The sequence below is a fragment of the Phenylobacterium sp. genome (assembly GCF_028290885.1).
Lineage (GTDB): Bacteria > Pseudomonadota > Alphaproteobacteria > Caulobacterales > Caulobacteraceae > Phenylobacterium.
The window spans coordinates 1-23,929 of record NZ_JAQGIZ010000275.1 but is presented as its reverse complement, the minus strand read 5'-3'; the positions used below and the strand labels follow the sequence as shown (position 1 = coordinate 23,929).

28 protein-coding genes and 1 tRNA gene are annotated in these 23,929 nt (G+C 69.0%); 18 read left to right on the top strand and 11 right to left on the bottom strand.

Going from position 1 to position 23,929, the window contains the following annotated elements; translation table 11 throughout:
- Positions 1 to 345: 345 nt before the first annotated feature.
- From JWP28_RS18310 to JWP28_RS18295, 4 genes are all read right to left on the bottom strand, one after another.
- Positions 346 to 630: a hypothetical protein gene (locus JWP28_RS18310; protein WP_299545187.1), complete on the bottom strand. Its 285-nt coding sequence runs from the start codon at positions 628 to 630 to the stop codon at positions 346 to 348.
- A 110-nt stretch (positions 631 to 740) separates the two neighbouring features.
- Positions 741 to 1,304, bottom strand: coding sequence for a demethoxyubiquinone hydroxylase family protein (locus JWP28_RS18305; RefSeq protein WP_299545186.1), 564 nt, complete (start codon positions 1,302 to 1,304; stop codon positions 741 to 743).
- A complete protein-coding gene (locus JWP28_RS18300; protein WP_299545184.1) occupies positions 1,301 to 1,813 on the bottom strand; it encodes a disulfide bond formation protein B in 513 nt (170 codons plus the stop codon). The genes JWP28_RS18305 and JWP28_RS18300 overlap by 4 nt, the downstream gene beginning before the upstream one ends.
- A 34-nt stretch (positions 1,814 to 1,847) precedes the next feature.
- Positions 1,848 to 2,408, bottom strand: coding sequence for a DedA family protein (locus JWP28_RS18295; RefSeq protein ID WP_299545182.1), 561 nt, complete (start codon positions 2,406 to 2,408; stop codon positions 1,848 to 1,850).
- A 117-nt stretch (positions 2,409 to 2,525) separates the two neighbouring features.
- On the opposite strand from JWP28_RS18295, the gene hppD reads away from it, so the two are divergent.
- The 5 genes from hppD to JWP28_RS18270 all read left to right on the top strand — a co-directional run bounded on the left by hppD (position 2,526) and on the right by JWP28_RS18270 (position 6,476).
- Positions 2,526 to 3,638, top strand: coding sequence for a 4-hydroxyphenylpyruvate dioxygenase (hppD, locus tag JWP28_RS18290; protein ID WP_299545180.1), 1,113 nt, complete (start codon positions 2,526 to 2,528; stop codon positions 3,636 to 3,638).
- Complete coding sequence (locus JWP28_RS18285) at positions 3,638 to 4,621, top strand: isoaspartyl peptidase/L-asparaginase family protein (RefSeq protein ID WP_299545179.1); 984 nt, start codon at positions 3,638 to 3,640, stop codon at positions 4,619 to 4,621. The genes hppD and JWP28_RS18285 overlap by 1 nt, the downstream gene beginning before the upstream one ends.
- A gap of 64 nt (positions 4,622 to 4,685) precedes the next feature.
- Positions 4,686 to 4,958 (top strand): hypothetical protein, encoded by a 273-nt coding sequence (locus JWP28_RS18280; RefSeq protein WP_299545177.1) that lies wholly within the window; start codon positions 4,686 to 4,688, stop codon positions 4,956 to 4,958.
- A gap of 28 nt (positions 4,959 to 4,986) precedes the next feature.
- Complete coding sequence (locus tag JWP28_RS18275; protein WP_299545175.1) at positions 4,987 to 5,991, top strand: fumarylacetoacetate hydrolase family protein; 1,005 nt, start codon at positions 4,987 to 4,989, stop codon at positions 5,989 to 5,991.
- Positions 5,988 to 6,476 carry a MarR family transcriptional regulator gene (locus JWP28_RS18270; RefSeq protein WP_299545173.1) on the top strand — a complete coding sequence of 163 codons (489 nt, stop codon included), beginning with the start codon at positions 5,988 to 5,990 and terminating at the stop codon, positions 6,474 to 6,476. The genes JWP28_RS18275 and JWP28_RS18270 overlap by 4 nt, the downstream gene beginning before the upstream one ends.
- Before the next feature lie 100 nt (positions 6,477 to 6,576).
- Here the strand turns inward: JWP28_RS18270 and JWP28_RS18265 are convergent, their stop codons facing one another.
- The 3 genes from JWP28_RS18265 to JWP28_RS18255 form a co-directional block, all read right to left on the bottom strand.
- Positions 6,577 to 6,900, bottom strand: coding sequence for a hypothetical protein (locus tag JWP28_RS18265; RefSeq protein WP_299545172.1), 324 nt, complete (start codon positions 6,898 to 6,900; stop codon positions 6,577 to 6,579).
- A 102-nt stretch (positions 6,901 to 7,002) separates the two neighbouring features.
- On the bottom strand, positions 7,003 to 8,892 hold the full coding sequence (locus JWP28_RS18260) for a ferrous iron transporter B (RefSeq protein ID WP_299545169.1): 1,890 nt from the start codon (positions 8,890 to 8,892) through the stop codon (positions 7,003 to 7,005).
- The gene (locus JWP28_RS18255; protein ID WP_299545167.1) at positions 8,889 to 9,224 is read right to left on the bottom strand and encodes a FeoA family protein; all 336 of its coding nucleotides are present in this window, start codon (positions 9,222 to 9,224) and stop codon (positions 8,889 to 8,891) included. The genes JWP28_RS18260 and JWP28_RS18255 overlap by 4 nt, the downstream gene beginning before the upstream one ends.
- Before the next feature lie 128 nt (positions 9,225 to 9,352).
- Between JWP28_RS18255 and JWP28_RS18250 the strand changes: the two genes are divergently transcribed.
- From JWP28_RS18250 to JWP28_RS18200, 11 genes are all read left to right on the top strand, one after another.
- Positions 9,353 to 9,437 (top strand) — tRNA-Leu (locus tag JWP28_RS18250).
- Positions 9,438 to 9,606: 169 nt separating this feature from the next.
- Positions 9,607 to 10,533: a LysR substrate-binding domain-containing protein gene (locus tag JWP28_RS18245; RefSeq protein WP_299545165.1), complete on the top strand. Its 927-nt coding sequence runs from the start codon at positions 9,607 to 9,609 to the stop codon at positions 10,531 to 10,533.
- Positions 10,534 to 10,870: 337 nt separating this feature from the next.
- Positions 10,871 to 11,812 (top strand): Gfo/Idh/MocA family oxidoreductase, encoded by a 942-nt coding sequence (locus tag JWP28_RS18240; RefSeq protein WP_299545163.1) that lies wholly within the window; start codon positions 10,871 to 10,873, stop codon positions 11,810 to 11,812.
- A 10-nt stretch (positions 11,813 to 11,822) separates the two neighbouring features.
- The gene (locus tag JWP28_RS18235; RefSeq protein ID WP_299545162.1) at positions 11,823 to 12,503 is read left to right on the top strand and encodes a 4-carboxy-4-hydroxy-2-oxoadipate aldolase/oxaloacetate decarboxylase; all 681 of its coding nucleotides are present in this window, start codon (positions 11,823 to 11,825) and stop codon (positions 12,501 to 12,503) included.
- 2 nt (positions 12,504 to 12,505) lie between these two features.
- Positions 12,506 to 13,603, top strand: a complete 1,098-nt coding sequence (locus JWP28_RS18230) for a 4-oxalomesaconate tautomerase (RefSeq protein ID WP_299545160.1) — start codon at positions 12,506 to 12,508, stop codon at positions 13,601 to 13,603.
- Positions 13,600 to 14,481, top strand: coding sequence for a DUF1932 domain-containing protein (locus JWP28_RS18225; protein ID WP_299545159.1), 882 nt, complete (start codon positions 13,600 to 13,602; stop codon positions 14,479 to 14,481). Before JWP28_RS18230 ends, JWP28_RS18225 begins: the two co-directional genes overlap by 4 nt.
- Entirely contained in the window at positions 14,478 to 15,500 is a 1,023-nt protein-coding gene (locus tag JWP28_RS18220; RefSeq protein WP_299545157.1) for an amidohydrolase family protein, read from the top strand. The genes JWP28_RS18225 and JWP28_RS18220 overlap by 4 nt, the downstream gene beginning before the upstream one ends.
- Entirely contained in the window at positions 15,497 to 16,414 is a 918-nt protein-coding gene (locus JWP28_RS18215; protein WP_299545156.1) for an amidohydrolase family protein, read from the top strand. The genes JWP28_RS18220 and JWP28_RS18215 overlap by 4 nt, the downstream gene beginning before the upstream one ends.
- Entirely contained in the window at positions 16,411 to 16,797 is a 387-nt protein-coding gene (ligA, locus tag JWP28_RS18210) for a protocatechuate 4,5-dioxygenase subunit alpha (RefSeq protein ID WP_299545155.1), read from the top strand. The genes JWP28_RS18215 and ligA overlap by 4 nt, the downstream gene beginning before the upstream one ends.
- Positions 16,797 to 17,642 (top strand): class III extradiol dioxygenase subunit beta, encoded by an 846-nt coding sequence (locus tag JWP28_RS18205; protein ID WP_299545153.1) that lies wholly within the window; start codon positions 16,797 to 16,799, stop codon positions 17,640 to 17,642. The genes ligA and JWP28_RS18205 overlap by 1 nt, the downstream gene beginning before the upstream one ends.
- A gap of 58 nt (positions 17,643 to 17,700) precedes the next feature.
- The gene (locus JWP28_RS18200) at positions 17,701 to 18,198 is read left to right on the top strand and encodes a DUF3237 domain-containing protein (protein ID WP_299545151.1); all 498 of its coding nucleotides are present in this window, start codon (positions 17,701 to 17,703) and stop codon (positions 18,196 to 18,198) included.
- Between the two features lie 8 nt (positions 18,199 to 18,206).
- Here the strand turns inward: JWP28_RS18200 and JWP28_RS18195 are convergent, their stop codons facing one another.
- From JWP28_RS18195 to JWP28_RS18185, 3 genes are read right to left on the bottom strand one after another with little or no spacing between them, the layout of a single operon-like run.
- Positions 18,207 to 18,920 carry a glutathione S-transferase N-terminal domain-containing protein gene (locus JWP28_RS18195; protein WP_299545149.1) on the bottom strand — a complete coding sequence of 238 codons (714 nt, stop codon included), beginning with the start codon at positions 18,918 to 18,920 and terminating at the stop codon, positions 18,207 to 18,209.
- Positions 18,917 to 19,909, bottom strand: coding sequence for an ABC transporter substrate-binding protein (locus JWP28_RS18190; protein WP_299545148.1), 993 nt, complete (start codon positions 19,907 to 19,909; stop codon positions 18,917 to 18,919). The genes JWP28_RS18195 and JWP28_RS18190 overlap by 4 nt, the downstream gene beginning before the upstream one ends.
- Entirely contained in the window at positions 19,906 to 21,075 is a 1,170-nt protein-coding gene (locus JWP28_RS18185; RefSeq protein ID WP_299545146.1) for a Gfo/Idh/MocA family oxidoreductase, read from the bottom strand. The genes JWP28_RS18190 and JWP28_RS18185 overlap by 4 nt, the downstream gene beginning before the upstream one ends.
- Positions 21,076 to 21,200: 125 nt before the next feature.
- Here JWP28_RS18185 and JWP28_RS18180 point away from each other — a divergent pair, with 125 nt between their 5' ends.
- Together JWP28_RS18180 and JWP28_RS18175 are read left to right on the top strand one after the other, a co-directional pair.
- Positions 21,201 to 22,478 (top strand): Rieske 2Fe-2S domain-containing protein, encoded by a 1,278-nt coding sequence (locus JWP28_RS18180; RefSeq protein ID WP_299545144.1) that lies wholly within the window; start codon positions 21,201 to 21,203, stop codon positions 22,476 to 22,478.
- A gap of 84 nt (positions 22,479 to 22,562) precedes the next feature.
- Entirely contained in the window at positions 22,563 to 23,030 is a 468-nt protein-coding gene (locus JWP28_RS18175; protein ID WP_299545142.1) for a MarR family winged helix-turn-helix transcriptional regulator, read from the top strand.
- A gap of 24 nt (positions 23,031 to 23,054) precedes the next feature.
- Here the strand turns inward: JWP28_RS18175 and JWP28_RS18170 are convergent.
- Positions 23,055 to 23,929, bottom strand: an 875-nt coding sequence (locus JWP28_RS18170) for a hypothetical protein (protein WP_299545141.1), incomplete at its 5' end; no start/stop codon positions are given.

Below are 23,929 nucleotides of genomic sequence, written 5' to 3'. Positions count from 1 at the left end.
ACGTCGCAGTCCCCACCTGAACAGTCATTTGGCAAGGCTTGCCCAATTCGGCAGCGGCTTCAAGAAGGCCCACAGTTGCGGGGAACGGTCGGAGTGCCGACGTGACCTGCGGGGCGCCCAACGAGGAAGCCTGCATCCGACTCCCGCCGCTGTCCGCAATGGGTCGGGCGCGGTCAATGTCTTCCGGCCCGAGGGCAGGCCCGGACACCCGGCGCCAAAAAAGGAATGTGACCCAAGTCTTTTGTGTTTCTGAATCTCCGTCACCCAGGTCGTGCCGCGTCCAGAGCCACGACGAAAAAAAGCCTGGGTCCCCGCTTTCGCGGGGATGGGCGGTGTGTGGGGGTATCAGCGAAAGACATAGATCCCGCCAGTCACCCCCTGCGGCGCCTCGGCGAGGCCGCGGATCTCCAGCCGCGCGCGCCTGGCGCCGCAGAGGCAGCGCAGCCGCGTCTCCAGGTGCGCGGTCGCCTGCCGCCCGAGCCCCTGGCCGACCCAGGGCTTTGGATCGATCGCCGCCTCGCGCCCGCAGCCGCAGACGGCCCACAGGCTGGAGCGCGCCGCCAGCGCCTGGTCGAGCCTGGGCCAGGCCGGCCAGGCCGCGAAGCTCCGATACGATGCGCCGTCCGCCATGTCCGCCTCCGTCCAGAACTGTTCAAAGAACAAAAGCAGAACTTTTGGAATCACGCGAGTCCCTTGCGGCTGTGCTGCGCGCGGCGTGCAACCGGCCGGCGACTTCGCGCCTAGATCTTCTCGCTGATCTTGATCGCCGCGCGGCAGCCGGTGCGGATCACCGCGGCCAGCAGGGCGTAGCCGGGCGCCTCGCGGGCGCCTTCCTCCAGGGCGAGGTCGCGGTGGGCCAGTTCCTCCTCGCGGAACTTGGCCAGTTCGGCGGCGAGGTCCGGTTCGCGGTCGGCGAGTTCCGCGACTTGGCTCGCATAGTGCTCCTCGATCACCGTCTCGACCGCCTCGGTGCAGGCGTGCGCGGCCTTGTCGCCCATCAAAGCCGTGCCGGCGCCCAGGGCGAAGGCGGCCATCCGCCAGACCGGTGTCAGCGCCGTCGGCCGCACCTGGCGCTCTGTGAGCAGGCGGTCGAAGCGGGCGAGATGCTGGGCCTCCTGGGCCTCCATCTCGCTGAGCTGGCCCGCGATCCGCTCGTGGCCCTTGGCCTCGCCCAGCACCGTGCGCTGGCCGCGGTAGATGGCGACGGCGGCCATCTCGCCGGCCTGGTCGACCCTGAGGATCTCCGCCATCCGGGCGGCGAGCGCGCCCTGGCCGGGCCGCGGTGGGATCGGCTTGCTGCTCATGCCTTCCTCCGCTCGCGAATCGCCGCCGCGACGCTGAGCGCGGCCAGGATCAGCGAGGCCACGGTATTCCAGCCGGCCATGGAAAGCCCGGCGAACTTCCAGGCAGGCTGGTCGCAGGCCGGCATTCGCACGCCGCCGCCGTTCAGGAGGTCCTTCAGCGCTGCGGCCGTCACCCCGCCCGAGCCGGAGCAGCTCTGCGGCCCCGGCCAGAACTTCCACTCCACGCCCGCGTGGTAGCCGGCGATCCCGGCGCCCGTGAGGAAGATCAGCGCCAGCACCCAGCAGGTGGCTTCGCGCCAGCGCGGGCCGCCCGGCAGGCGCACCACCACCATGGCGACGGCCGCGAAGGCGGCGGCGACCCAATAGACGGTCCGCTGCTTCAGGCAGAGTTCGCAGGGGGCGAGGCCGCCGAAGGTCTGGAAGGCGTGCGCGATCGCCAACATGGCGGCCGAGGCCAGCAAGGCGAAAAGCCGCCAGCGGTCGAGGAACGGTCGCAGGATGCTCTGCATGGGCGCCTCTATAGCCCCGCCCAGTCGCCGCGGCCTAGTGAGCGAACTTCAAGGCCGTCACCAGGCCCACGATCGCGACCGCCGCCGCGCTCGCCACCAGCGCCAGCCGGCGCTCCACGAAGCTGCGGATCGGCTCGCCGTAGACCTTCAGGAGCAGGGCCTCCAGGGAGAAGCGCAGGCCGCGCACCAGGATCGAGACCCCGATGAACACCCCGAAGTTCAGCTTCGCCAGACCCGACGCGATGGCGGTGATCTTGTAGGGAATGGGCACCGCGATCAGCAGGGCGCCCCACTTGCCGTACCAGGCCTGGAACGACTCGAAGCTGCCGCCGGTCAGGGACAACAGCCATTCTCCGACCGGCTGCAGGAAATACCCCACTGCATAGCCGCACGACCCGCCGAGGATCGAGCAGGCCGTGGTCAGCGCCGCGTAGCGCAGCGCCCGCTGGCGGTCGCCCAGCACCACCGGCATCAAGAGGACGTCCGGCGGGATCGGGAAGAACAGCCCCTCGCAGAAGGCCACAGCGGCCAGCGCCAGCGGCGCGCGCGGCGAGGCGGCGAGGCCCATCACCCAATCGTAGGTCTTGCGAAGCATAAGCGATCCTGAGGGGAGGTTGCGGCGTTCAGCTATCAGGCGGGACAAACCTTGTCTTCCGGCTACCGATAACTAGTTCCACACGATACGAAATCCCTCCCATCAGGAGATTCCACGATGACCGTCGAAACCATGCCGCCCACGCCACAGGACGGCCGCGACCTCTTCGAGAACCCGCTGGGGACCGACGGCTTCGAATTCGTGGAGTTCACCTCGCCGGAGCCGGAGCGGCTGAAGGGCCTGTTCGAGCTGATGGGCTTCACGGCGGTTTCCAAACACCGTTCGAAGAACGTGCTGCGCTTCCGCCAGGGCGACATCAACTTCATCCTCAACATGGAGCCCGCCGGCCAGCCCGCCGAGTTCCGCAAGGTCCACGGCCCCTCGGCCAACGCCATGGCCTTCCGGGTGAAGGACGCCGCCAAGGCCCTGAAGCTCGCCGTCGAGCGCGGCGCGACCGCGGTCTCGGGCCCGGTCGGGCCGATGGAGCTGAACATCCCGGCCATCGAAGGGATCGGCGGCTCGAACCTCTACCTGGTCGACCGCTATGGGGCCCAGGAGATCTACGACGTCGACTTCACGCCCATCCCGGGCGCGGCCGAGGCGGCGGCGAAGAACGCCAGGGGCCTCACCTACCTCGACCACCTGACCCACAACGTCCACCGCGGCGCCATGGCCAAGTGGGCGGACTTCTACGAGCGCATCTTCAACTTCCGCGAAATCCGCTATTTCGACATCGAAGGCGCGCAGACGGGCCTGTTCTCCAAGGCCATGACCAGCCCCGACGGCAAGATCCGCATTCCGCTGAACGAGAGCCAGGACGAGCACTCGCAGATCGAGGAGTTCCTGCGCGACTACCACGGCGAGGGCATCCAGCATGTGGCGCTGGGCACCAGCGACATTTTCGAGTCCGTCGAACGGATGCGCGAGGACGGGGTGAAGTTCCAGTCGAGCCCCGACACCTACTACGAGCAGCTCAACGATCGAGTCCCCGGCCACGGCGAGAACCTGCAGCGGCTGCAGGCCGACAAGATCCTGCTCGACGGCGCGCCTACCGAGGGCCAGGGCCTGCTGCTGCAGATCTTCACCGAGAACATGATCGGCCCGATCTTCTTCGAGCTGATCCAGCGCAAGGGCAACGAAGGCTTCGGCGAGGGCAACTTCAAGGCGCTGTTCGAGTCCATCGAGTTGGACCAGATCCGGCGCGGGGTGCTGCCGGCGAAGGGCGCCTGATGTCCGCATCGAACTGGTCGCTGGTCCTGCACGGCGGGTCCGGCGTGATCGAGCGCGCCGACCTGAGGCCGGATCAGGACCTGGCTTACCGCGGCGTCCTGGCGAAGGCGGCGGAGGCCGGCGCCGCGGTGCTGCGCGCCGACGGCGCTGCGCTGGACGCCGTCGAGGCGGCGATCCGCGTCCTGGAAGACGACCCGCTGTTCAACGCCGGGCGCGGCGCGGTCTTCACCGCCGACGGCCGCAACGAGCTCGACGCGGCGATCATGGACGGCGCGACGCTGGAGGCCGGCGCGGTCGCCGGCGTCAGCCGCGCGAGGAACCCGATCTCCGCGGCCCGCGCGGTGATGGAGCGCTCGCCGCACGTGCTCTTGGTAGGCGAGGGCGCCGACGCCTTCGCGGCCGCCGAGGGCCTGGCGCGCGTCGATCCCAGCTACTTCTTCGTCGACCGGCGCTGGCGGGCGCTTGAGAAGCAGCTGGCCCGCGACGGCTTGCCGATCCCGCCGCGGCCGCCTGGGGCCTCGCGCGACGAGACCCACGCGGCCCTGGCCCACGACGAAGGCAAGCGCGGCACCGTCGGCGTCGTCGCCCGCGACGTCCGCGCCGACGTCGCCGCCGGCACCTCCACCGGCGGCACGACAGGCAAGCGCTGGGGCCGGGTCGGCGACAGCCCGCTGATCGGCGCCGGGACCTATGCCGACAACCGCTCGGCCGCGGTGTCCGGCACCGGCGAGGGCGAGTACTTCATCCGCCTGTCGGCAGCCCGCGCCATCGCCGCCCTGGTCGAGCTCAAGGGCCTGCCGCTGCAGGCCGCGGTCGACCAGGTCATCCAGCGCGACCTCACCGCGCTCGGCGGCCAGGGCGGGGTGATCGCGGTCACCCCCGACGGACAAATGGCCTGGAGCTTCAACACCTCGGGCATGTACCGTGCGCGGATCGCCGACGGAGAACCGCTGGCGGTGGCGATCTACAAGGACGAACCCTGATGGCGTCTTGTAACTGGATTCCGTTCCGCGCCGCGCAAACCTACGCCCACACCTGGAAGGCCGCTTGAGCTTCGAAACCGACCTGGAGGAGGCCGCCCGCGAGGAGCTGGAGCGCGCCTGCACCCTCGGGTGGAACGAGCTCTCCCGCCACACGCCCTGGGGCGACAGCTTCGAGGGTTTCACCCCCGCCGGCCGCGAGGTCTCCTTCGATCGCAGCTATCTGTGGGAGGGCGAGCCGGGCGGCGATATTCGTGTCGAGGTCACCGTTTACGAGCCCCGCGCCTACGAAGAAGGCGTTACCCTGAACCGCACGATCGTCCGCCAGACCCCTGCCTGAAGCAGGGGCGGCCTGAGAAGGAGTTCCGATGAAGCTAGCGTCCCTGAAGGGCGGCCGCGACGGGCGGCTGGTGGTGGTCTCCAACGACCTTGCCTGGTTCACCGAGGCCCACCACATCGCCCCCACTCTGCAGGCGGCGCTGGACCATTGGGAGGGTTGCGCGCCGGCGCTACGCGGCCTGGCCGAGAGCCTGGAGCACGGCTCCGTGCCGCAGGAGCGCTTCCACGAGCACCAGGCCGCGAGCCCCTTGCCGCGCGCCTACCAGTGGGCCGACGGCTCGGCCTATGTGAACCACGTGGCGCTGGTCCGGCAGGCCCGCGGCGCGGAGATGCCCGAGAGCTTCTGGACCGATCCGCTGATGTACCAGGGCGGCTCCGACGGCTTCCTCGGTCCGCGCGATCCCATCCCGCTCGCCGATCCCGCCTGGGGCCTCGACCTGGAGGGCGAGGTGGCGGTGATCACCGGCGACGTGCCGCAGGGCGCGACCCGCGAGCAGGCGCTGGCCGCCATCCGCCTGGTGATGCTCTGCAATGACGTATCCTTACGCAACCTGATCCCCGGCGAGCTCGCCAAGAGCTTCGGCTTCTTCCAGTCCAAGCCGGCGTCCGCCTTCTCGCCGGTGGCGGTCACGCCGGACGCCCTGCCGGGCTGGAAGGACGGCAAGCTCTCAGGCGCGCTCTCGGTCGAGCTCAACGGCAAGGCGCTGGGCGAGGCCGACGCGGGCGTCGACATGACCTTCGATTTCGGGACCCTGGTCGCCCACGCCGCCAAGACCCGCAGCCTCTCCGCCGGCTCCATCGTCGGCTCCGGCACGGTCTCCAACCGCGGCCCCGACGGCGGGCCCGGCAAGCCGGTGGGCGAGGGCGGCGCCGGCTACTCCTGCCTGGCGGAGCTCCGCACCATCGAGACCCTTGCCTCGGGCGCGCCCAAGACGCCGTTCCTGAAGGCCGGGGACACCGTGCGCATCGAGATGCGCGACGCCAAGCGTCACTCGATCTTCGGCGCCATCGAACAGGCGGTGGCCGCCACATGATCCCAGAGCGAGAGACGGCGCAGGTCGGCGACCACGACCTCAGGCTCGACGCCTACCTGCCCTATCGCCTGTCGGTGGCCTCCAACGCCGTTTCGGGCCTGATCGCGCGCGCCTACCAGGACCGCTTCGGCCTCACGATTCCGCAATGGCGGCTGATCTGCGTGCTGGCGGAAGATGGCGGCCTGACCCAGGTCCAGCTCGTCGCGCGCATGGTGATGGACAAGGTGACGGTGAGCCGCGCAGCCCAGGGGCTCCTGAAGCGCCGTCTGGTGGCCCGCTCGGACCACCACGCCGACGGCCGAAGCCACGTCCTGGCGCTGACCGCGGAAGGCGCCGGCCTGCACGCAGAGATCGCGCCGCTTGCGCTGGCCTACGAGGCGGCGCTGATCGCCGGCCTCGCGCCGGAAGAGGTCGCCCTGCTCAAGCGCCTGCTCACGCGCCTGCAATCAGCGGCGGGATCGTTGGCGGGGGACGCCTCAACCTAGAGCTTGTCCCGTTTCGATTGAATCGAAACGGCGCTCTAGAATCCTTGCTTGGTCGCTCTTCCTGATCGGCTGACTTGATCCAAGTCAGCCGGGAAACGCTCTAGTGGAGGTAGGCCGGCTCCCGGCGGACGCTCCAGCGGTGCGAACCCTCGCCGAACGGCAGGTGGAAGCCGTAGGCGGCTCGCCTGCGCTCGTCGCGCCAGTTCTCCTCGAAGGAGAGGATGAGGGCGACCTCGAGGTCTTCGGGGATCTGCCGGGCATCGTGGCCGAGTTTCTTGGCCACGGTTTCGATCACCATCGCGCGGTGCGCTTCGCCGCCGAGCGAAAGGAGGGCCTCACGGACGCGTTTGGCGAGGGTTTGGGTCCCGCGAGCGGGCTTCTTGCCGTGGAATGCGTCGGAGGGGGTTTCGTGCGTCTTCTGCATGATGGACGTAAGCTGCGCCCATCTCATTTAGCGCCCAGTTAAAGGGTAGGTTGAATTCTGGGTTAATTTGCAACCTCCAGTTTGGTCCCGGAGCGGTCGAAACTAGCCCAAACCGAAGGCCCGCGCGGTCTGGTAGACGATCAGCGCGGCGACGTAGGCGAGGCTCGTCATGTAGACCAGCATCACCGCCGGCCAGAGCCAGGAGTTGGTCTCCCGCTTCACCACCCCGATGGTCGAGGCGCATTGCGGGGCGAAGACGTACCAAGCCAGGAACGCCAGGCCCGTGGCGATCGACCAGTTGTGGGACAGGGTGGTGGCGAGCGCGCCGGGCGAGGCGTCCGCATTGCCGATGGCGTAGACCGTGCCCAAGGCCGCCACCGCCACCTCGCGGGCCGCGAAGCCGGGGATCAGCGCCACGGTCATCTGCCAGTTGAAGCCGATCGGCGCCAGCGCCGGCTGCAGCAGGTGGCCCAGGCGGCCGGCCAGGCTGTAGTTGATCGCCGGGTCGGTCGCGCCGGCCGGCGCGCCGGGGAAGGACGAAAGGAACCACACCAGGATCATCAGTGGCAGGATGATCGTGCCCGCCCGGGTGATGAAGATCTTGCCGCGCAGGTAGAGGTTGCGCGCCACGTTGACCGGGTCGGGCGCCTTGTAGGCCGGCAGCTCCATCAGGAACGGTTCCACGGCGCCCCGCCAGAACAGCCGCCGTGTGATGAAGGAGACGCCGAGCGCGCTCAGGATGCCCGCCGCGTAGAGGCCGAACATCACCAGCCCCTGCAGGTTGAGCACTCCGGCCACCGCCCGGTTCGGGATGAAGGCGGAGATGATCAGGGTGTAGACCGGGATCCTGGCCGAACAGGTCATCAGCGGCGCGACCATAATGGTGGTCAGCCGGTCGCGCTTGTTGTCGATCACCCGCGTCGCCATGATCCCCGGGATCGCGCAGGCGAAGCTGGAGAGCAGCGGGATGAACGCCCGCCCGTGCAGGCCGGCGCCGCCCATGATCCGGTCCATCAGGAAGGCGGCCCGGGCCATGTAGCCGAAGTCCTCCAGGAGGATGATGAAGAAGAACAGCACCAGGATCTGCGGCAGGAACACCAGCACGCTGCCGACGCCGGAGATCAGCCCGTCGGTCAGGAAGCTGGTCAGGATGCCCGCCGGAAGGTGGGCCGCCAGGAACGCGCCGGTCGCCTGGAACGCATGGCCCAGGAGGTCGCCGGCCGACTTCGACCAGGTGAACACCGCCTGGAACATCACGAACAAGAGGGTGAGCAGGATCGCCAGCCCCGCCACCGGGTGCAGCAGCACGCTGTCCACCTTGCCGGTGAAGGTGTCGGGGCGCGTCGGCGCGCGCACATTGGCTTTCAGGATGCGCTGGGCTTCGCGGTGGGCGTCGCGGATCTCGCCCGCATCCGGCTCGCGCCAGGTGTTGTCGCCGCCCAGCGCGCCCGCCGCGATCAGCGCGTCGACCTGCGCCACCAGGTCGTCGATGCCGCGCTTGCGGGTGGCCACCGTGGTGACGATCGGGCAGCCGATGTCGCGCGAGAGGCCTTCGAGGTCGATCCGCAGGCCCTGGCGCTGGGCGATGTCGTACATGTTGAGCGCCAGCACCATCGGCCGGCCCACCGCCTTCAACTCCAGGATCAGCCGCAGCACCAGCCGTAGGTTGGTGGCGTCGGCCACGCAGACCAGCACGTCGGGCGCCTGCTCGCCGACCAGCTTGCCCAGCACCGCGTCGCGGGTGACCACCTCGTCGGGGCTGCGCGCGCGCAGGCTGTAGGTGCCCGGCAGGTCGAGGATCGACAGCGTCCGGCCGCTGGCCGTGGCGACTTGGCCTTCCTTCCGCTCGACGGTGACGCCGGCGTAGTTGGCCACCTTCTGCCGGCTGCCGGTCAGGGCGTTGAAGAGGGCGGTCTTGCCGGAGTTGGGATTGCCGACCAGGGCCACCCTTGCAGCGGGAAGGGGGGCGGTCGGCAGGGCGGCGTCGCTCATTTGGGGTCCAGCAGGACCCAGACATCCTCGGCGTCGCGGCGCCTGAGCCCTATGCGCATGTCGTCGAGCCGCACCGCGATCGGGTCGCGCCAGATCGCGCCCTCGTGCAGCACCTCGATCCGCGCGCCTTCCACGAAGCCGAATTCCAGCAGCCGGCGCTGCAGCTCGTCCACCGCCACGCCGTGGTCGCCGGGATGGCTCTCGGCCCGCACGTCGACGATCACGCCCCGGTCGCCGGGCTGGGCCGTGCTCAGCCGCACCGCCTGGCCCCCAGCCTTGCCGTCAGGGGTGTCCGTCGCGACGGACGCGGCCTCGGGGAGCATGTCGTGCATGGATCTGACGCCCGGTACTCAAAAACGCAGTTGCGACTTATTAGCAGCTAGCTGCGGCCCTGTCGATGCGCAAGGCCATGACCTTGAGTTGGCGAAGCCGCCGCCCGCGGCTATAGGGGCGTCAGCGTGCCCGAGTGGTGGAATTGGTAGACGCGCTGGACTCAAAATCCAGTACCGCAAGGTGTGTCGGTTCGAGCCCGACCTCGGGCACCATCTCTCAGCATCTTGCGACCTGCCGCTGCGCGTAAGCTTCGGGGCACAGGCGATATGCGGCGCGTCCCCGACGCCCGGCGGGCGCGGCCGGGCTCGGAGCTTGATCGGCGTCGGCTAGTCCGTCTCTGGTGATCGCGCGGATCGCAGAAGAGAGGAAGAAGCCCAAACGATGAGGCGCCGGCTCGACCATCTGCTGAAGTTCCGCCAGCTCCGCATGGTGGAAGCGCTTGCGCGCCATCAATCTTTGACGCGCGCCGCGGGAACATTGGGGCTCACGCAGCCGGCCCTCACGAAGATGGTTCGGGAGCTCGAGAAGCTTGTGGGCGAGCCGCTGTTCGAGCGGCATGCGCGAGGCGTGCGCCCGACGGCGGCCGGGCAGGTGGTGCTGCGCTACGCACGCGGAGCCCTGGCGGACCTCGGCAGGTTGGAGGACGAGCTCGACCTGAAGGGCGGACCCGCCCAGGCCTCGGTGGTCGTGGGCGCCCTCCCGGTGGCGGCCGTGGGCGTCCTTCCGAACGCCATCATCCGCGCGCGCGCCGAGCATCCCGGTCTGCAGATCCGCCTGGTCGAGGGCCAGACCGAAGCCCTGCTGGCCCAGCTCGAGGCTGGGGAGGTGGATGTGGTGGTGGGCAGGCTCTACCCGGCCGTGGTCCCCGACACCCTGGTCCGGGAAGTGCTCTACGCCGAGCCGATCTCGATCATGGCGCGATCGGCCCACCCCCTGCTCAGGATCAAGCGGCCGACGGTCAGGGACCTGGCCGCATTCGACCTGGTCCTGCCGACCTTCAACCAAAGGATCAACCAGGACATCGAACAGTTCATGGCTGCTGTCGGCCTTTCCGTTTCGCCGGGCTCGATCCGGTCGACGTCGCGCGGCTTTATCCGCGAGGTGATGCTGGCCACGGACATGATCACGGTGATGCCGCAGATGGTCATGGGCGGCGACCTGCTGCGTGGACAGGTCCGGGTGCTGCCGATCCCGGCGCCTGCGCTTGACCGGCCGGCCGGGGTGATCACCAACCCCCAACGCGGTGTCTCGGCCGGCGGTCGCCTGCTGATCCAGGCGCTGCGCGAGACGGTCCGCGAGCTGTCCTAGCCGGCGGCGGATCGAGTTCTCCGGCTATAACTCTTCAGGTCAAGTTCTTCCCAATTACGCATAACTGTATGGAATATGCCGGGCCGCAATTGCGATGGGGCGATGCGGCGCACCGGCGCTAGTGTCCCGATTCCGAAGTTCGCAAGCGCTTGCGGCTGCCTCTGGCGAACTTCGGAATCGATCAGGACACTAGCAAGTATATGTTTCTAGTGTTCTTTCTTGGATTTGAAGTTCGCTCGGCGCGTGGCCCGTGAAGACGGCGAACTTCAAATCCAGCACACTAGGATCGAGCCGGCCGACGGTTCCGAACCCCAGGCCGGAGGGGCAAGAGGCGCATATGAAGATCGTCCTGGCCGGGGAGGGTGCGTTCGGGATCAAGCATCTCGAGGCGATCCGGAGCATCGAGGGCGTGACCGTGGCCTGCCTTGTGGGCGGCGTGGCGGACGCGACGCGCGAGACGGCGGAGCGCTTCAACATCCCGCACTGGACACTGGACCTGGCCGAGGGCCTCGCCCAGCCGGGCGTCGAGGCGGCGATCCTGGCGACGCCGACACCCCTCCACGCCGCTCAGGCGATCCAATGCCTCGAGGCCGGCAAGCACGTGCAGGTCGAGATCCCGATGGCCGACAACCTGGCCGACGCCGAGCGGCTGGCGGACATCGCCCAGCGCTCGGGCCGGGTGGCGATGGCCGGCCACACCCGACGGTTCAACCCCTCGCACCAGTGGATCCACCAGCGGATCGCTGCGGGCGAGCTGAAGGTGCAGCAGATGGACGTGCAGACGTTCTTCTTCCGCCGCAGGAACCTCAACGCCTTGGGCCAGCCGCGGTCCTGGACCGATCACCTGCTCTGGCACCACGCCGCCCACACGGTGGACCTCTTCGCCTACCAGACCGGCGAGCCGATCTCGGTCGCGCGCGGCGTCCAGGGGCCGCCGCATCCGGAGCTGGGCATCGCCATGGACATGTCGATCCAGATGAAGGTCTCTTCGGGCGCCATCTGTACGCTCAGCCTGTCGTTCAACAACGACGGGCCGCTGGGGACCTTCTTCCGCTACATCTGCGACAACGGAACCTACATCGCCCGCTACGACGACCTGGTGGACGGCAAGGAACAGCCGATCGACGTCTCCAAGGTGGACGTGTCGATGAACGGCATCGAGCTGCAGGACCGGGAGTTCTTCGCCGCCATCCGCGAGGGCCGCGAGCCCAACGCTTCGGTCGCCCAGGTGCTGCCCGCCTACCGCACCCTCGACCGCATCGAGAAGAGCCTGCTCTAGGAGCCCGCCCATGAGCCTCGTGGTCCGCAACATCGCCCGCGCACAGGCCGCCATCGTGGACCAGCTGGCCGGCTTCGGCGTGGCCACCGTGCACGAGGCGCAGGGACGCAAGGGCCTGCTCGCGCCCTACATGCGGCCGATCTATCGCCCGGCGCAGGTCGCGGGCTCGGCGGTGACCTGCTCGGTCGCGCCCGGCGACAACTGGATGATCCATGTGGCGGTCGAGCAGTGCCACGCCGGCGATATCCTGGTGGTGGCGCCCACCTCGCCTTGCGACGACGGCTACTTCGGCGACCTCCTGGCCACCTCGCTGATGGCGCGCGGCGTCCGCGGCCTGGTCATCGACGCCGGCGCGCGCGACATCGCCGTGCTCACCGAGATGGGCTTCCCGGTCTGGTCGAAATCGATCTACGCCCAGGGCACGGTCAAGGAGACGGTGGGCGACGTGAACCTGCCGCTGGTCTGCGCCGGCGCGCTCGTCCACCCCGGCGACGTGATCGTAGCCGACGACGACGGGGTCTGCGTGGTCCGGCGCGAGGAAGCCCCTGCGGTGGCCGCCGCCGCCGCGAAGCGCGAGGCCAACGAGGTCGACAAGCGCACGCGGCTGGCGGCCGGCGAGCTTGGCCTCGACATCTACGGCATGCGCGAGAAGCTGGCCGAGAAGGGCCTGCGCTGGGTCGACGAGGCCTGAGCATGACCCAGACCGCCATCCCCTGCACGGTCATGCGCGGCGGCACCTCCAAGGGCCTCTACTTCCGCATCGAGGACCTGCCGGCCGACCTCGCCACGCGCGACGCGGTGCTGCTGGCCGCCATGGGCTCCCCAGACATCCGGCAGATCGACGGCATGGGCGGCGCCCACCCGTTGACCAGCAAGATCGCCGTGATCGGACCGCCGACCCATCCCGACGCCGACGTCGACTACCTGTTCCTGCAGGCGGTGGTGGACGAGCGCAGGATCGACGCGGGCCAGAACTGCGGCAACCTGCTGGCCGGCGTCGGACCCTTCGCCATCGAGGAGGGGATGTTCCCCGCCCAGGACGGCGTCACCCGCGTGCGCATCAACATGCTCAACACCAAGAGCCTGGCCTCGGCGGCGATCCAGACCCCCGGCGGCCGGGTCCGCTATGACGGGGGGGCGCGGATCGACGGCGTGCCGGGGACCGCGGCGCCGATCCCCATCGACTTCCTGGACGTCGCAGGCTCCAGCTGCGGCGCGTTGCTGCCCACCGGGAGCGCGCGCGACACCGTCGACGGGATTGAGCTCACCGCCATCGACAACGGCATGCCCGTGGTGGTCATGCGCGCGGCGGATTTCGGGAAGACCGGCTACGAGACCCCCGAGGAACTGGAGGCCGACGCGGAGCTCAAGGCCCGCGTCGAGGCGATCCGGCTGCAGGTCGGCCCGATGATGAACCTGGGCGACGTGGCGAAGAAGACCGTGCCGAAGATGTGCCTGGTCGCCCCGCCCCGGCATGGCGGCGCCATCTCCACGCGCAGCTTCATCCCGCATCGGGTGCACGAGGCCATCGGGGTGTTCGGGGCGGTCAGCGTCGCCACCGCCTGCGTGACGCCGGGCTCGGTCGCCGCCGAGGCAGCCGGGATCGCCGACGTGGAGGCGGTCAAGGAGCTGGAGGTCGAGCACCCCACCGGCTTTTTCACCGTGGCCATGGACGTGGCGCTGAAGGACGGTCAGGTCCAGGTCCGCCGCTCGGCACTGCTACGCACCGCGCGGCGGCTGATGCGCGGCGAGGTCTATGTGCCGGCCGCCATCTGGGACGGCCGGAGATGAGCTTTTCGCGGATCGCGCTGATCGGCTTTGGCGAGGTGGGCCAGATCCTGGCGCAGGACCTGGCGAAGGCCGGCGTGGCGGAGGTCGCGGCCTGGGACGTCGCCTTCGCCCGGGCCGACAGCGATCCCAGCCGAGCGGTGGTGGGCCAGCCGGTGCGGGCCGCCACCGGCGCCGCGGACGCCGTCCAAGGCGCCCAGCTGGTGATCAGCGCGGTGACCGCGGCCGAAGACCTCGAGGCCGCCCGTTCCGTGCAGTCCGGGATCGACCCAGGCGCCTTCTTCCTCGATCTCAACTCCTGCTCCCCCGGCCAGAAGCTGGCCTCGGCCGCGCTCCTGCAGTCCGTCGGCGCCCGCTATGTCGAGGCCGCAGTCATGAGTCCCTTCCCGCCCAGGCGCATCGCCTCGCCCATGCTGCTGGGCGGTCCGCACGCCGGCGACTTCCTGCAGGCCGCCGAAGGTCTGGGGTTCGCCGGCGCCAGCGTCTTCTCCGACCAGGTCGGTCGCGCCGCCGCCGCCAAGCTTTGCCGCAGCGTGATGATCAAGGGCGTCGAGTCCCTGCTCACCGAATCCCTGCTGGCCGCCCGCCACTATGGCGTCGAACAGGTGGTGCTGGACTCGCTGTCCGACCTGCTCCCACTGCCGGACTGGAACGCCACGGCGCAGTACATGATCACCCGCTCGCTGGAGCACGGGACCCGTCGGGCCGAGGAGATGCGCGAGGCGGCTCGCACCGTGGCGGAGGCGGGCGTGCGGCCGCTGATGAGCGAGGCGATCGCCCGGCGCCAGGATTGGGCCGCCAATTACAGGAGCGCCATGTCGGACGACCTGGCGACCACGCTCGACGCGATCAATCACCGCCTCAGGGAGGGCCACCTGTGATCATCGACTGCCACGGCCACTACACCACCGCACCCCTGGCGCTGCAGGACTGGCGCGACGCGCAGGTCGCGGCGTTCGACGCCGGCAAGGCGTTCGATCTGCCCGACCCGGTCATCTCCGACGACCAGATCCGTTGGAGCCTGGAAGGCGCCCAGCTGAAGCTGCAGCGCGAGCGCGGCTCGGACCTGACCATCTTCAGCCCCCGGGCCTCGGCCATGGCCCACCACATCGGCGACGCCGAGGTCAGCCGCCGCTGGACGCGGATCTGCAACGACCTGATCGCGCGCGTCGTGGCGCTCTACCCGGAGAACTTCATCGGCGTCTGCCAGCTGCCGCAATCGCCGGGCGCGGACCTGGCGGGCAGCATCGCCGAGCTCGAGCGCTGCGTGACTGAGCTGGGCTTCGTCGGTTGCAACCTGAACCCCGACCCGTCCGGCGGCCATTGGACCTCGCCGCCGCTCACCGACCGGTTCTGGTATCCGCTCTACGAAAAGATGGTCGAGCTGGACGCGCCCGCCATGGTCCACGTCTCGTCCTCGTGCAACGCCTGCTTTCACGCCACCGGCGCCCACTACATCAACGCCGACACCACCGCCTTCATGCAGTTCATCCAAGGGGACCTGTTCAAGGACTTCCCGACGCTGCGGATGATCATCCCGCATGGCGGCGGGGCCGTGCCCTACCACTGGGGCCGCTACCGGGGCCTGGCGCAGGACATGAAGCGACCGCCGCTGCCCGAGCACGTCCTGCAGAACGTGTTCTTCGACACCTGCGTCTACCACCAGCCTGGGATCGATCTGCTGGTGAAGGTGATCCCGGTGGAGAACATCCTGTTCGGCTCGGAGATGGTCGGCGCGGTGCGCGGGATCGACCCCGAGACCGGCAACTTCTTCGACGACACCAAGCGCTACGTCGACGCCAGCGCCCTGAACGCGGCCGACCGGCAGAAGGTCTATTCCGGCAACGCGCGCCGGGTGTTCCCGCGGCTAGACGCCAGGCTGAAGGCCATGGGGCGATGAGCGCCGGTCGCCCGCAGATCATGGATCCCGACTGGCTGGCGTTCCACCCGAACCCCTCGAAGCCGCGGTTCAAGCCGCCGGCCGGCGCGGTCGACGCTCATTGCCATGTGTTCGGCCCGGCGGCCCAGTTCCCCTACGCGCCGGAGCGCAAGTACACCCCCTGCGACGCGAGCAAGGCGCAGCTGTTCGCGCTACGCGACTTCCTGGGGTTCGAGCGCAACGTGATCGTCCAGGCTACCTGCCACGGCAAGGACAACCGCGCCCTCACCGATGCGCTCCAGGCCGCCGGCGAGCGGGCCCGCGGCGTGGCCACGGTCGGCGAGGACATCACCGAGACCGAGCTCGCCGAGCTGGACGCCGCCGGCGTGCGCGGGGTGCGGTTCAACTTCCTGCGCCGGCTGGCCGACTTCACCCCGCATGACGTCCTGCGCCGGATCGCCGCCAAGGTCGCGCCCCTCGGCTGGCACGTGGTGGTCTATTTCGAGGCGCCCGACCTGGCCGAGCTGAAGCCGCTGTTCGCCTCGCTGCCCACCAAGGTCGTCGTCGACCATATGGGCCGCCCCGACGTGGCGCTGGGCGTCGACCACCCGCAGTTCCAGGCCTTCGTCCAGTGGATGGCGGAGGACGCGGACGTCTGGTCGAAGGTCTCCTGCCCCGAGCGCCTTTCGCTGGCCGGTCCGCCCTACAACGACGTGGTCCCTTTCCAGCGGGCCATCGTCGAACGCTTCCCCGACCGGGTGCTCTGGGGGACCGACTGGCCGCACCCGAACCTCAAGAACCACATGGCCGACGACGGCGTGCTGGCCGACCAGATCCCGAAGTTCGCGACCACGCCGGAGCGGCAGCGCAAGCTGCTCGTCGACAACCCCCAAAGACTCTACTGGGGCGTCTCTACCGGGACCGCCGAGCCATGACCGACGATCCGTTCAAGGACATTCCCGGCACCACCCTGTTCGACGCCGAACAGTCGCGCCTGGGCTACCATCTCAACATGTTCTGCATGTCGCTGATGAAGGCCGCCAACCGGGAGGCCTTCAAAGCCGCCGAACCCGGCTACCTCGACCGCTGGCCGATGACGGAGGCGCAGAAGCAGGCGGTGCTGGCGCGCGACTGGAACGGCATGATCGCGCTCGGCGGCAACATCTATTTCATCTCCAAGATCGCCGCCACCGACGGCCTCTCCTTTCAGCAGATCGCCGCGATCATGAGCGGCGTGACCCAGCCGGAATACGCCGAGATGATGCTGAAGGGCGGCCGGTCGATCGAGGGCAATCGGTCGAAGAAGGACTCCCGCTAGTGGCCGGGATCACCGCCGGCGTCGCCACCAGCCATGTGCCGGCCATCGGGGCGGCGCTCGATAACGGCAAGGCCGGCGATCCCTATTGGGCGCCGCTGTTCGCCGGCTACGAGGTCTCGAAGCGCTGGATCGCCGAGGCGAAGCCGGATGTCGTGATCCTGGTCTACAACGACCACGCCTCGGCCTTCTCCCTGGAGCTGATCCCCACCTTCGCCATCGGCTGCGCCGAACAGTTCGCGCCCGCCGACGAGGGCTGGGGCCCGCGCCCGGTGCCGGCCGTTCAGGGCCACCCGCAGCTCGCTTGGCATCTCGCCGAGAAGTTGATCCTCGACGAGTTCGACATGACCATCGTCAACGCGATGGACGTCGACCACGGCCTGACCGTGCCGCTGTCGCTGATGTTCGGCCAGCCCGCGGAGTGGCCCTGCAAGGTGATCCCGCTGGCCGTCAACGTGGTCCAGTATCCGCCGCCCACCGGCCATCGCTGCTGGAAGCTAGGCCAGGCGATCCGCAGGGCCGTGGAGAGCTTCCCCGAAGACCTGAAGGTCGTCGTCTTCGGCACCGGCGGGATGAGCCATCAGCTGCAGGGGCCCAGGGCCGGCCTGATCAATGCGGAGTTCGACAACGCCTTCATGGACCGGCTGATCGGGGATCCGGAGGGCCAGGCCGCCGCGCCGCACATCGACTACGTCCGCGAGGCCGGCTCGGAAGGCATCGAGCTGGTCATGTGGCTGATCATGCGCGGCGCGCTCGACGAGCGGGTGCGCGTCGTCCACCGCTTCTACCACGTGCCCGCGTCGAACACGGCGGTGGGCCACCTGATCCTCGAAAACGCCGGGAGCTAGGGGCGGGCGATGCAGTCCCAGTCTCGACGCCCAGGCGGGCGCAACGGAGAATTTGCCTATGCCGGACTTTGACTTCGCGGGTCGGACGCTCTCCAGCGAGCCGCTCTGCTGCGCGGCCTTCGAGGTCGGCGAGATCCTGTCCCTGGGACCGTCACCGTGGCGTAGTCGTCGCGTGGGTTACATCACCGGCGGCCGCTTCGAAGGTCCACGATTGAGCGGCGACATCCTGCCGGGCGGCGGCAACTGGCCGGAGTCCGGCGTCGGGCCGGACGGCGCCGCCGTCGGGACCTTCGACGCGCGCTGCCTGTGGCGCACGGATGACGGCGCCCTGATCTACGTCACCTATACGGGCCGCAGCCTGATCCCGCCCGATGTGGGCGAAGCCTTCCGCGATCCCGCACAGCCCCACGTCGACCCGTCCCGCTACAAACTGCATGTCGCACCGGTCTTCGAGACCGCCGACGCCCGCTATGCGTGGCTCAACTCAGTCCTCGCGGTCGGCTGCGGAGAACGGGAGCCGGGTGGCGTCCGACACTGGATGTACGCCATCACCTGACCCCTGCATCAGCGCGGCGCATATTGGCGGTCCCCGAAGAGGATCGAGCGCTGTTCGTCCGAAAGCCCGCTCAAGCCACCCTCGATGGTTTCCTTGCGCAGGTGATCGCGTCCGACCTCCATGCCGCGCTGCACGGCCGGGCGAGCCCCGACAACATCCGACCAGCGTTTCAACTGGGGAAACTCGGCGGCGCGCGCCTCCATCTGGCGCAGCGTGTAGGGATAGGTGGCCATGTCGGCGATGGTGTAGGCGTCCCCGGCCAGGTAGGGGCTCTCCGCCAGGCGGCCTTCCAGGACGCGCAGGAGGCGTGTCACCTCGTTGGCATATCGGGCGATGGCGTAGTCGTGACGGTCCTTGGCGTAGAACGAGAAGTGCGCGTTCTGGCCGAACATCGGGCCCACCGCCGACATTTGGAACATCAGCCATTGATGACAGACGGCGCGCTCGCGCGGCGCGGCCGGCAGGAAGCCGCCGGTCTTCTCCGCCAGGTAGAGGAGGATTGCGCCGGACTCCCAGAGGACCAGCGGACCTTCCTGGCCCGGGACTTCCTCGTCGCGGATCACCGGCGACTTGTTGTTCGGGTTGAGCGCCACGAACTCCGGCGCCAACTGGTCCCCACTGAGGATGTCGATCGGATGGAGCCGCCAGGGCAACTGCATCTCTTCGAGCGCAATGGCGACCTTGCGGGCGTTCGGCGTCGGCCCGCCGTAGAGCGTGATCATATCTTGAAGGTCTCGAACGTCTCGGGTGCGAACAGCTCTTCCGGCTGGAGCCGGCGGCGCGACAGGCCCTGCTCGTGATGGTAGCGAAGGAAAGTGTCGAGCACGGCGCGGTTCTCCGCAAAGCCGTAGGGCCACCAGTCGGGTCCAAGCACCGCCACCGCCTGCTCCACCGCAGCCACCTGCCACGGCAACATGGAGGTCAGCGCCGAGGTGACCCTGAGATTGTCATAGGCCAGCGCCTGGGCTGCGACGAAGGCCTTGAACAGCGACTGGGCGATCCAGCGGTTCGCCTCATACACGTCCCGGCGAAGGGCGATGACGTGCATGATCGGGAACACCTTGGTCCGGCGGAAGTAGTCCGTCTCCACGGCCACGAAATCGGGAAACAGCCGCCTTACGTCGTCGGGACGCGAGTAGAAGGTCGAAGGCGTGCGTGCGGTGTGAAGGGCGTCGATTTCCCCATCCGCCAACATGGCTGACAGCGTCTGGCCGGGCCCGATGGGAGTCACGCTGAACCTATCCGGCAGGCTGAGCTTGAGCTTTTCGTCGCGGCCGGGCTCCTCCTCGCCGCCGGTGAAGTAGCTGACACTGGCCGGATCGACGCTGTATTCGTCGGACAGGATCCCACGGATCCAGACCGGCGCCGTCATCTGGTACTCGGGCACGCCCACGCGCTTGCCGACTAGGTCCTTGGGTTCGCGGATGCCGCTGCGGGCCGACACGAAGATGCAGGAGTGGCGGAAGAACCGTGACGGGAAGATCGGGATCGCGACGAACGCCGGATCGTCGCGCATGAGGGACACCGAATAGGACGACAGGGACATCTCCGCAGCGTCGAATTCGCGGTTGCGCAGCATACGGAAGAACGTCTCCTCCACGTGCAGCGGGACGAGGTTGAGGTCGATCCCCTCCGGAGTCACCCGCCCGTCGGCCAGGGCGCGGGTGCGGTCGTAGTCCCAGCAGGCCAGGGTCAGTCGCAGTCTGCTCACGCCGGGCTCTCCAGTTCAGTCAAGGCGACCTCGCGCCCCTCCGCGCTCGATCGCAGCATCGCAAGGCAGGTCGCGAGGTTGGCGGCGCCCCATGCGCCGTCGTGCAGCGGTGGGACACCTTCGACGACGGCGCGCCAAAGCTCGTCGACGACGCCGGCGCGCGGCGCATGCGGCGGCGGCAGCTCGATCGTGCTCCGCGCCGCCGGCGCATAGACCTCGATGCCGGTGGCGGTCGGCCGCAGGTCGCCGTGCTCGCAGCTGGCGAGCACGAACCCGAAGTGCTCGTGCGCAAGGCCGGCTGGAGCGGCGGACGGCGGCCCGGCCCCGTACGCGCGCCGCCGCTTGAGCTCATCCTCGTCGGCGCCGGAGAGCCGCCCGCGCGCCGCCCCATAGCCCGCCGGGTCCTTGGCGCCGCCGTCCTCGCCGATCCAATCCATCAAGGCGTCGGAGTCATAGCGTCCGTAGCCGGAATAGCTGAGCGTCGCAGTAGCGCCCCCTTCGAAGGTCAGGAACGCCTGGTAGGCGCCCTCCGTCGGCCGGGCCGGATCCCAGGCGCCGGCCTGGGCCCGAACGCTGCGCACCGGCGCGCCGGCCAGGCGGCGGACGATATCGACCTGGTGCGCGGCCTGGCTGAACATCACGCCGCCGCCCCGCGCGGTGTCCAGCTCCTCCGGACGCCGCGGCCGGTAGAGGAAGTCGGTGAAGTTGAGGGCGGTGATCATCCTGAGCGCGCCATAGGCCCCGCCGGCGATCAATTCAGCCGCCCGGGCGACAGGGGCGTCGTAGCTGTGGCTCGGACCGACGATCAGCGCCACCCCCGCGGCCTGCGCGGCGGCCCGCATGGCCGCGCAGTCGGCGAGGCTCAGGGCTATGGGCTTCTCCACCAGGACGTGCTTGCCGTGCCGCGCCGCGAGGATCGCCTGTTCGGCATGCCGCTCATGCGGCGAGGCGACATAGACGATCTCGACATCGGGATTGCGGCAGAGCTCTTCGGCGGTCTCGTGGGACGGTGCTGCGAACTCCGCCTCGAAAGCCGCGCGCGCCTCCGGCCTTGGATCCATGGCGGCGACCAGCCGGCATCGCGCATCCGCCAGGAACGCCGGCCGGGTAAGCACGAAACCGCGGCTGAGCCCCAAAACGCCGATGCGAAGGACGCGGTCAGCCATGCACTCCCATCCCGGTCCCCTGCTGGACACGCCCCTTGCTGGACAGGTTGGGCGCCCCCGATTAAATACTTCGATATCTAAGTCTTGAGGGCCCCGCCAGCCCGAAGGCCTCGTGGAAGGACCCCATGAAACCCGCCGACAATGAGCTTCTCTGCCGAGTGGAGGGCGAGGCGCCGATGGGACGGGTCATGCGCGGTCACTGGCTGCCGGCCTGCCTGAGCGAAGAGGCAGCGGAGCCTGACGGGGCGCCGGTGCGGGCGCGGCTCCTCGGCGAGGACCTGGTCGTCTTCCGCGACAGCAAGGGCCGGGTCGGCGTGTTGGACGAGCATTGCCCGCATCGGGGCGCGTCCCTGGCGTTCGGCCGCAACGAGGATTGCGGCCTTCGCTGTCTCTACCACGGCTGGAAATTCGGGGTGGACGGCGAAATCCAGGAGATGGCGTCGGAGCCCGCAGACTCGCGGATGCGCAACCTCAGGCATAGGGCCTACCCGACCGCGGAGGGCGGCGGCTTCGTCTGGGTATGGATGGGCCGCGCCGAAGAGATGCGCCCGTTTGCGATGCCCGCCTGGGCGCCCACGTCCACGACCAGGACCTCCGTGGTCAAGATGCATGCGGCCTGCAACTGGGCCCAGGTGCTCGAGGGCTCGATCGACTCCGCCCATTCCTCGAGCCTGCACTCGACGAACATGCCCACGGCTGAGGTCGCGGGCTCGACCGCGACGGGGACGGCGTGGCTGCGCCCGTCGAACGACAAGGCGCCCCGCATCGAGGCCGAGCTCACCGATTTTGGATTCCACTACGCGGCGATCCGCCGGCCGGTGGTCAATGCCGAAACCCAGGACTACGTCCGCACCACCATTTTCATCGCGCCCTTCACGGTGCTGATCCCGCCGAACGACCAGTACAACCTGGCGCAGATGCTGGTGCCGATCGATGACCTGAACTGCATGTTCTACTGGATCGCGTGGCACCCCACCAAGGGGATCGACCAAGATGCCTGGCGGCGGTTCTGCGCGGCGGAGGTGGGCGTCGATCTGACCAGCGACTACCGGAAGCTCCGCAACCTCGAGAACGGCTTCCTGCAGGACCGCGCCAAGATGAAGGCCGGGGATTTCACCGGGATCGAAGGCATCCCTTCGCAGGACATGGCCATGTGGGAAAGCATGGGGCCGATCGCCGACCGCAGCCGGGACCATCTGGGAACCAGCGACGTGGCGATCGTTCAGTTCCGCCGGCAGATGGTGGCCGCCGCGAAGGCCGCGCAGGCGGGCCAGCCGATCATCGGAACCACCGGAGCCATTCGCCACGTGGACCTCACGTCCTTCGAAGGCATGGTCCCCAAGGGCGGCGACTGGCGCGCCTTCACCACCCGCGGCGCTCGCCAATCCCACGCCGCCGAGTAGTAGCTGCGAAGCGCGTCCCTACGGCTTTGACAATCGCCAGGAAGAGTCCCACTGAGGCTCAAGGGCTTGTGGGGTAAACGGGGCGTGACGGCGGACGACGACATCAAGCATCTGCTGCTGTCGCTGTTGCAGGGCTTCTACTGGTTCGATGAAGGCCTCCAGAACTACCTGCAGGCGCGCGGGTGGCCGGTGGTCACGCGTCCGCAGTCGATGGTGATGGCCAATATCGTGCTCGGCGTGCGCCGCCCCTCCGACATAGCGCGGCGGCTGGGCGTCAGCCGTCAGGCGATCCACGCCACCATCAGCCAGATGATCGGCCTGGGCATGGTGGCCCTGGTCGACGAGCCCTCGAACCGCCGCGTGAAGGTGATGGCCTTGACGCCGCTGGGCGAGACCATGCGGGTCGACGCCCAGCAGGCCATGGTGGTGATGGGCGAGGAGCTCGGCCGGCGGCTTGGCAAGGCCCGGCTCCTGGAGGCCGCCCAACTGCTGCACGAGGACTGGGGAGATCCGATGACCTTCGAATCTACCGGGGCCACCAAGCGGGACTGAGCGCCGCTTGGCCCGCTAGCGCCGCTAGCGCCGCTTCGCCACCCAGTCGGTGAGGAGGGCCGCCATCTCCTCGCGCTCCTCGCGGCTGTCTTCGAAGTAGTGGGCGCCCTTGATGAGATGGAGCGACTTGTCGGTTGTGCCGATGTTGCCGAAGATCTTTTGCGCGTCGCTGGGAAAGACGCCGGTGTCCGCCATCCCCTGGACGACCAGGCAGGGCAGGTCGAACTTGGCCAGCTGCTCGGCGCCCTGGCACTTGGATGTTTCCAGGCTCCACATGGAAAGCCAGGTCTTCAGGTTGTTGGCGCGCCCGATACTGGGCGTCCGGTTGGCCACGGCGGGGTCGCCGCGATAGCAGGCCGGCGACTTGCGCTCCGACGGGTCGATGGACCCATCCATGAACCGCAGATCGCCCCAGCAACGAAACAGCGGGAACAGCCGGTCGGGCACGCCCGCGGCGTTGAGGCGCGCGAGTTCCGCCTTGGCCCAGTCGGTGATGCGCTGGTTGCGCGCCCGTTGGGCGGCGCGGTAGCGGGCGATGAACTCGGCCGAATACGGGGGCCCGTTGTTGGGGTTGAACGGGTTCAGGCTCTCGTCGGTCGCCACGGGATCCCATTCATCGACCACCGAGGCGTCCATCCAGTCGGTCAGGACCTCCGGCCGGCCCTGGTGGGCGTTGAGGGAGACGTACAGGTCGGCCTTGGGCAGGCTTTCCAGGGCCGCGCGTCCGGCGCCTTGCGCCAGGTCGGTGAGGGTGGGCGCGATCGCCTCGGCTTGGTAGGCGCCCATCAGCGAGCCGCCGCCGGAATTGCCGAGGATCACGATGGTCTCGACGCCTGCCGTCTCGCGCAGCCATCGCATGCCGACCCCGATGTCGATCACCGCGTGTTCCAGGAGGAACT

What these genes read in the sequence shown, in the direction of transcription:
- JWP28_RS18235 (WP_299545162.1), top strand. Translation starts at nt 11,823, where the DNA reads ATGAGCCTCGTGGTCCGCAACATCGCCCGCGCACAGGCCGCCATCGTG.
- JWP28_RS18240 (WP_299545163.1), top strand. Translation starts at nt 10,871, where the DNA reads ATGAAGATCGTCCTGGCCGGGGAGGGTGCGTTCGGGATCAAGCATCTC.
- JWP28_RS18275 (WP_299545175.1), top strand. Translation starts at nt 4,987, where the DNA reads ATGAAGCTAGCGTCCCTGAAGGGCGGCCGCGACGGGCGGCTGGTGGTG.
- JWP28_RS18255 (WP_299545167.1), bottom strand. Translation starts at nt 9,224, where the DNA reads ATGCACGACATGCTCCCCGAGGCCGCGTCCGTCGCGACGGACACCCCT.
- JWP28_RS18225 (WP_299545159.1), top strand. Translation starts at nt 13,600, where the DNA reads ATGAGCTTTTCGCGGATCGCGCTGATCGGCTTTGGCGAGGTGGGCCAG.
- ligA (WP_299545155.1), top strand. Translation starts at nt 16,411, where the DNA reads ATGACCGACGATCCGTTCAAGGACATTCCCGGCACCACCCTGTTCGAC.
- JWP28_RS18300 (WP_299545184.1), bottom strand. Translation starts at nt 1,813, where the DNA reads ATGCAGAGCATCCTGCGACCGTTCCTCGACCGCTGGCGGCTTTTCGCC.
- JWP28_RS18200 (WP_299545151.1), top strand. Translation starts at nt 17,701, where the DNA reads ATGCCGGACTTTGACTTCGCGGGTCGGACGCTCTCCAGCGAGCCGCTC.
- JWP28_RS18265 (WP_299545172.1), bottom strand. Translation starts at nt 6,900, where the DNA reads ATGCAGAAGACGCACGAAACCCCCTCCGACGCATTCCACGGCAAGAAG.
- JWP28_RS18295 (WP_299545182.1), bottom strand. Translation starts at nt 2,408, where the DNA reads ATGCTTCGCAAGACCTACGATTGGGTGATGGGCCTCGCCGCCTCGCCG.
- JWP28_RS18270 (WP_299545173.1), top strand. Translation starts at nt 5,988, where the DNA reads ATGATCCCAGAGCGAGAGACGGCGCAGGTCGGCGACCACGACCTCAGG.
- JWP28_RS18230 (WP_299545160.1), top strand. Translation starts at nt 12,506, where the DNA reads ATGACCCAGACCGCCATCCCCTGCACGGTCATGCGCGGCGGCACCTCC.
- JWP28_RS18305 (WP_299545186.1), bottom strand. Translation starts at nt 1,304, where the DNA reads ATGAGCAGCAAGCCGATCCCACCGCGGCCCGGCCAGGGCGCGCTCGCC.
- JWP28_RS18310 (WP_299545187.1), bottom strand. Translation starts at nt 630, where the DNA reads ATGGCGGACGGCGCATCGTATCGGAGCTTCGCGGCCTGGCCGGCCTGG.
- JWP28_RS18260 (WP_299545169.1), bottom strand. Translation starts at nt 8,892, where the DNA reads ATGAGCGACGCCGCCCTGCCGACCGCCCCCCTTCCCGCTGCAAGGGTG.
- JWP28_RS18215 (WP_299545156.1), top strand. Translation starts at nt 15,497, where the DNA reads ATGAGCGCCGGTCGCCCGCAGATCATGGATCCCGACTGGCTGGCGTTC.
- hppD (WP_299545180.1), top strand. Translation starts at nt 2,526, where the DNA reads ATGACCGTCGAAACCATGCCGCCCACGCCACAGGACGGCCGCGACCTC.
- JWP28_RS18245 (WP_299545165.1), top strand. Translation starts at nt 9,607, where the DNA reads ATGAGGCGCCGGCTCGACCATCTGCTGAAGTTCCGCCAGCTCCGCATG.
- JWP28_RS18180 (WP_299545144.1), top strand. Translation starts at nt 21,201, where the DNA reads ATGAAACCCGCCGACAATGAGCTTCTCTGCCGAGTGGAGGGCGAGGCG.
- JWP28_RS18285 (WP_299545179.1), top strand. Translation starts at nt 3,638, where the DNA reads ATGTCCGCATCGAACTGGTCGCTGGTCCTGCACGGCGGGTCCGGCGTG.
- JWP28_RS18195 (WP_299545149.1), bottom strand. Translation starts at nt 18,920, where the DNA reads ATGATCACGCTCTACGGCGGGCCGACGCCGAACGCCCGCAAGGTCGCC.
- JWP28_RS18185 (WP_299545146.1), bottom strand. Translation starts at nt 21,075, where the DNA reads ATGGCTGACCGCGTCCTTCGCATCGGCGTTTTGGGGCTCAGCCGCGGT.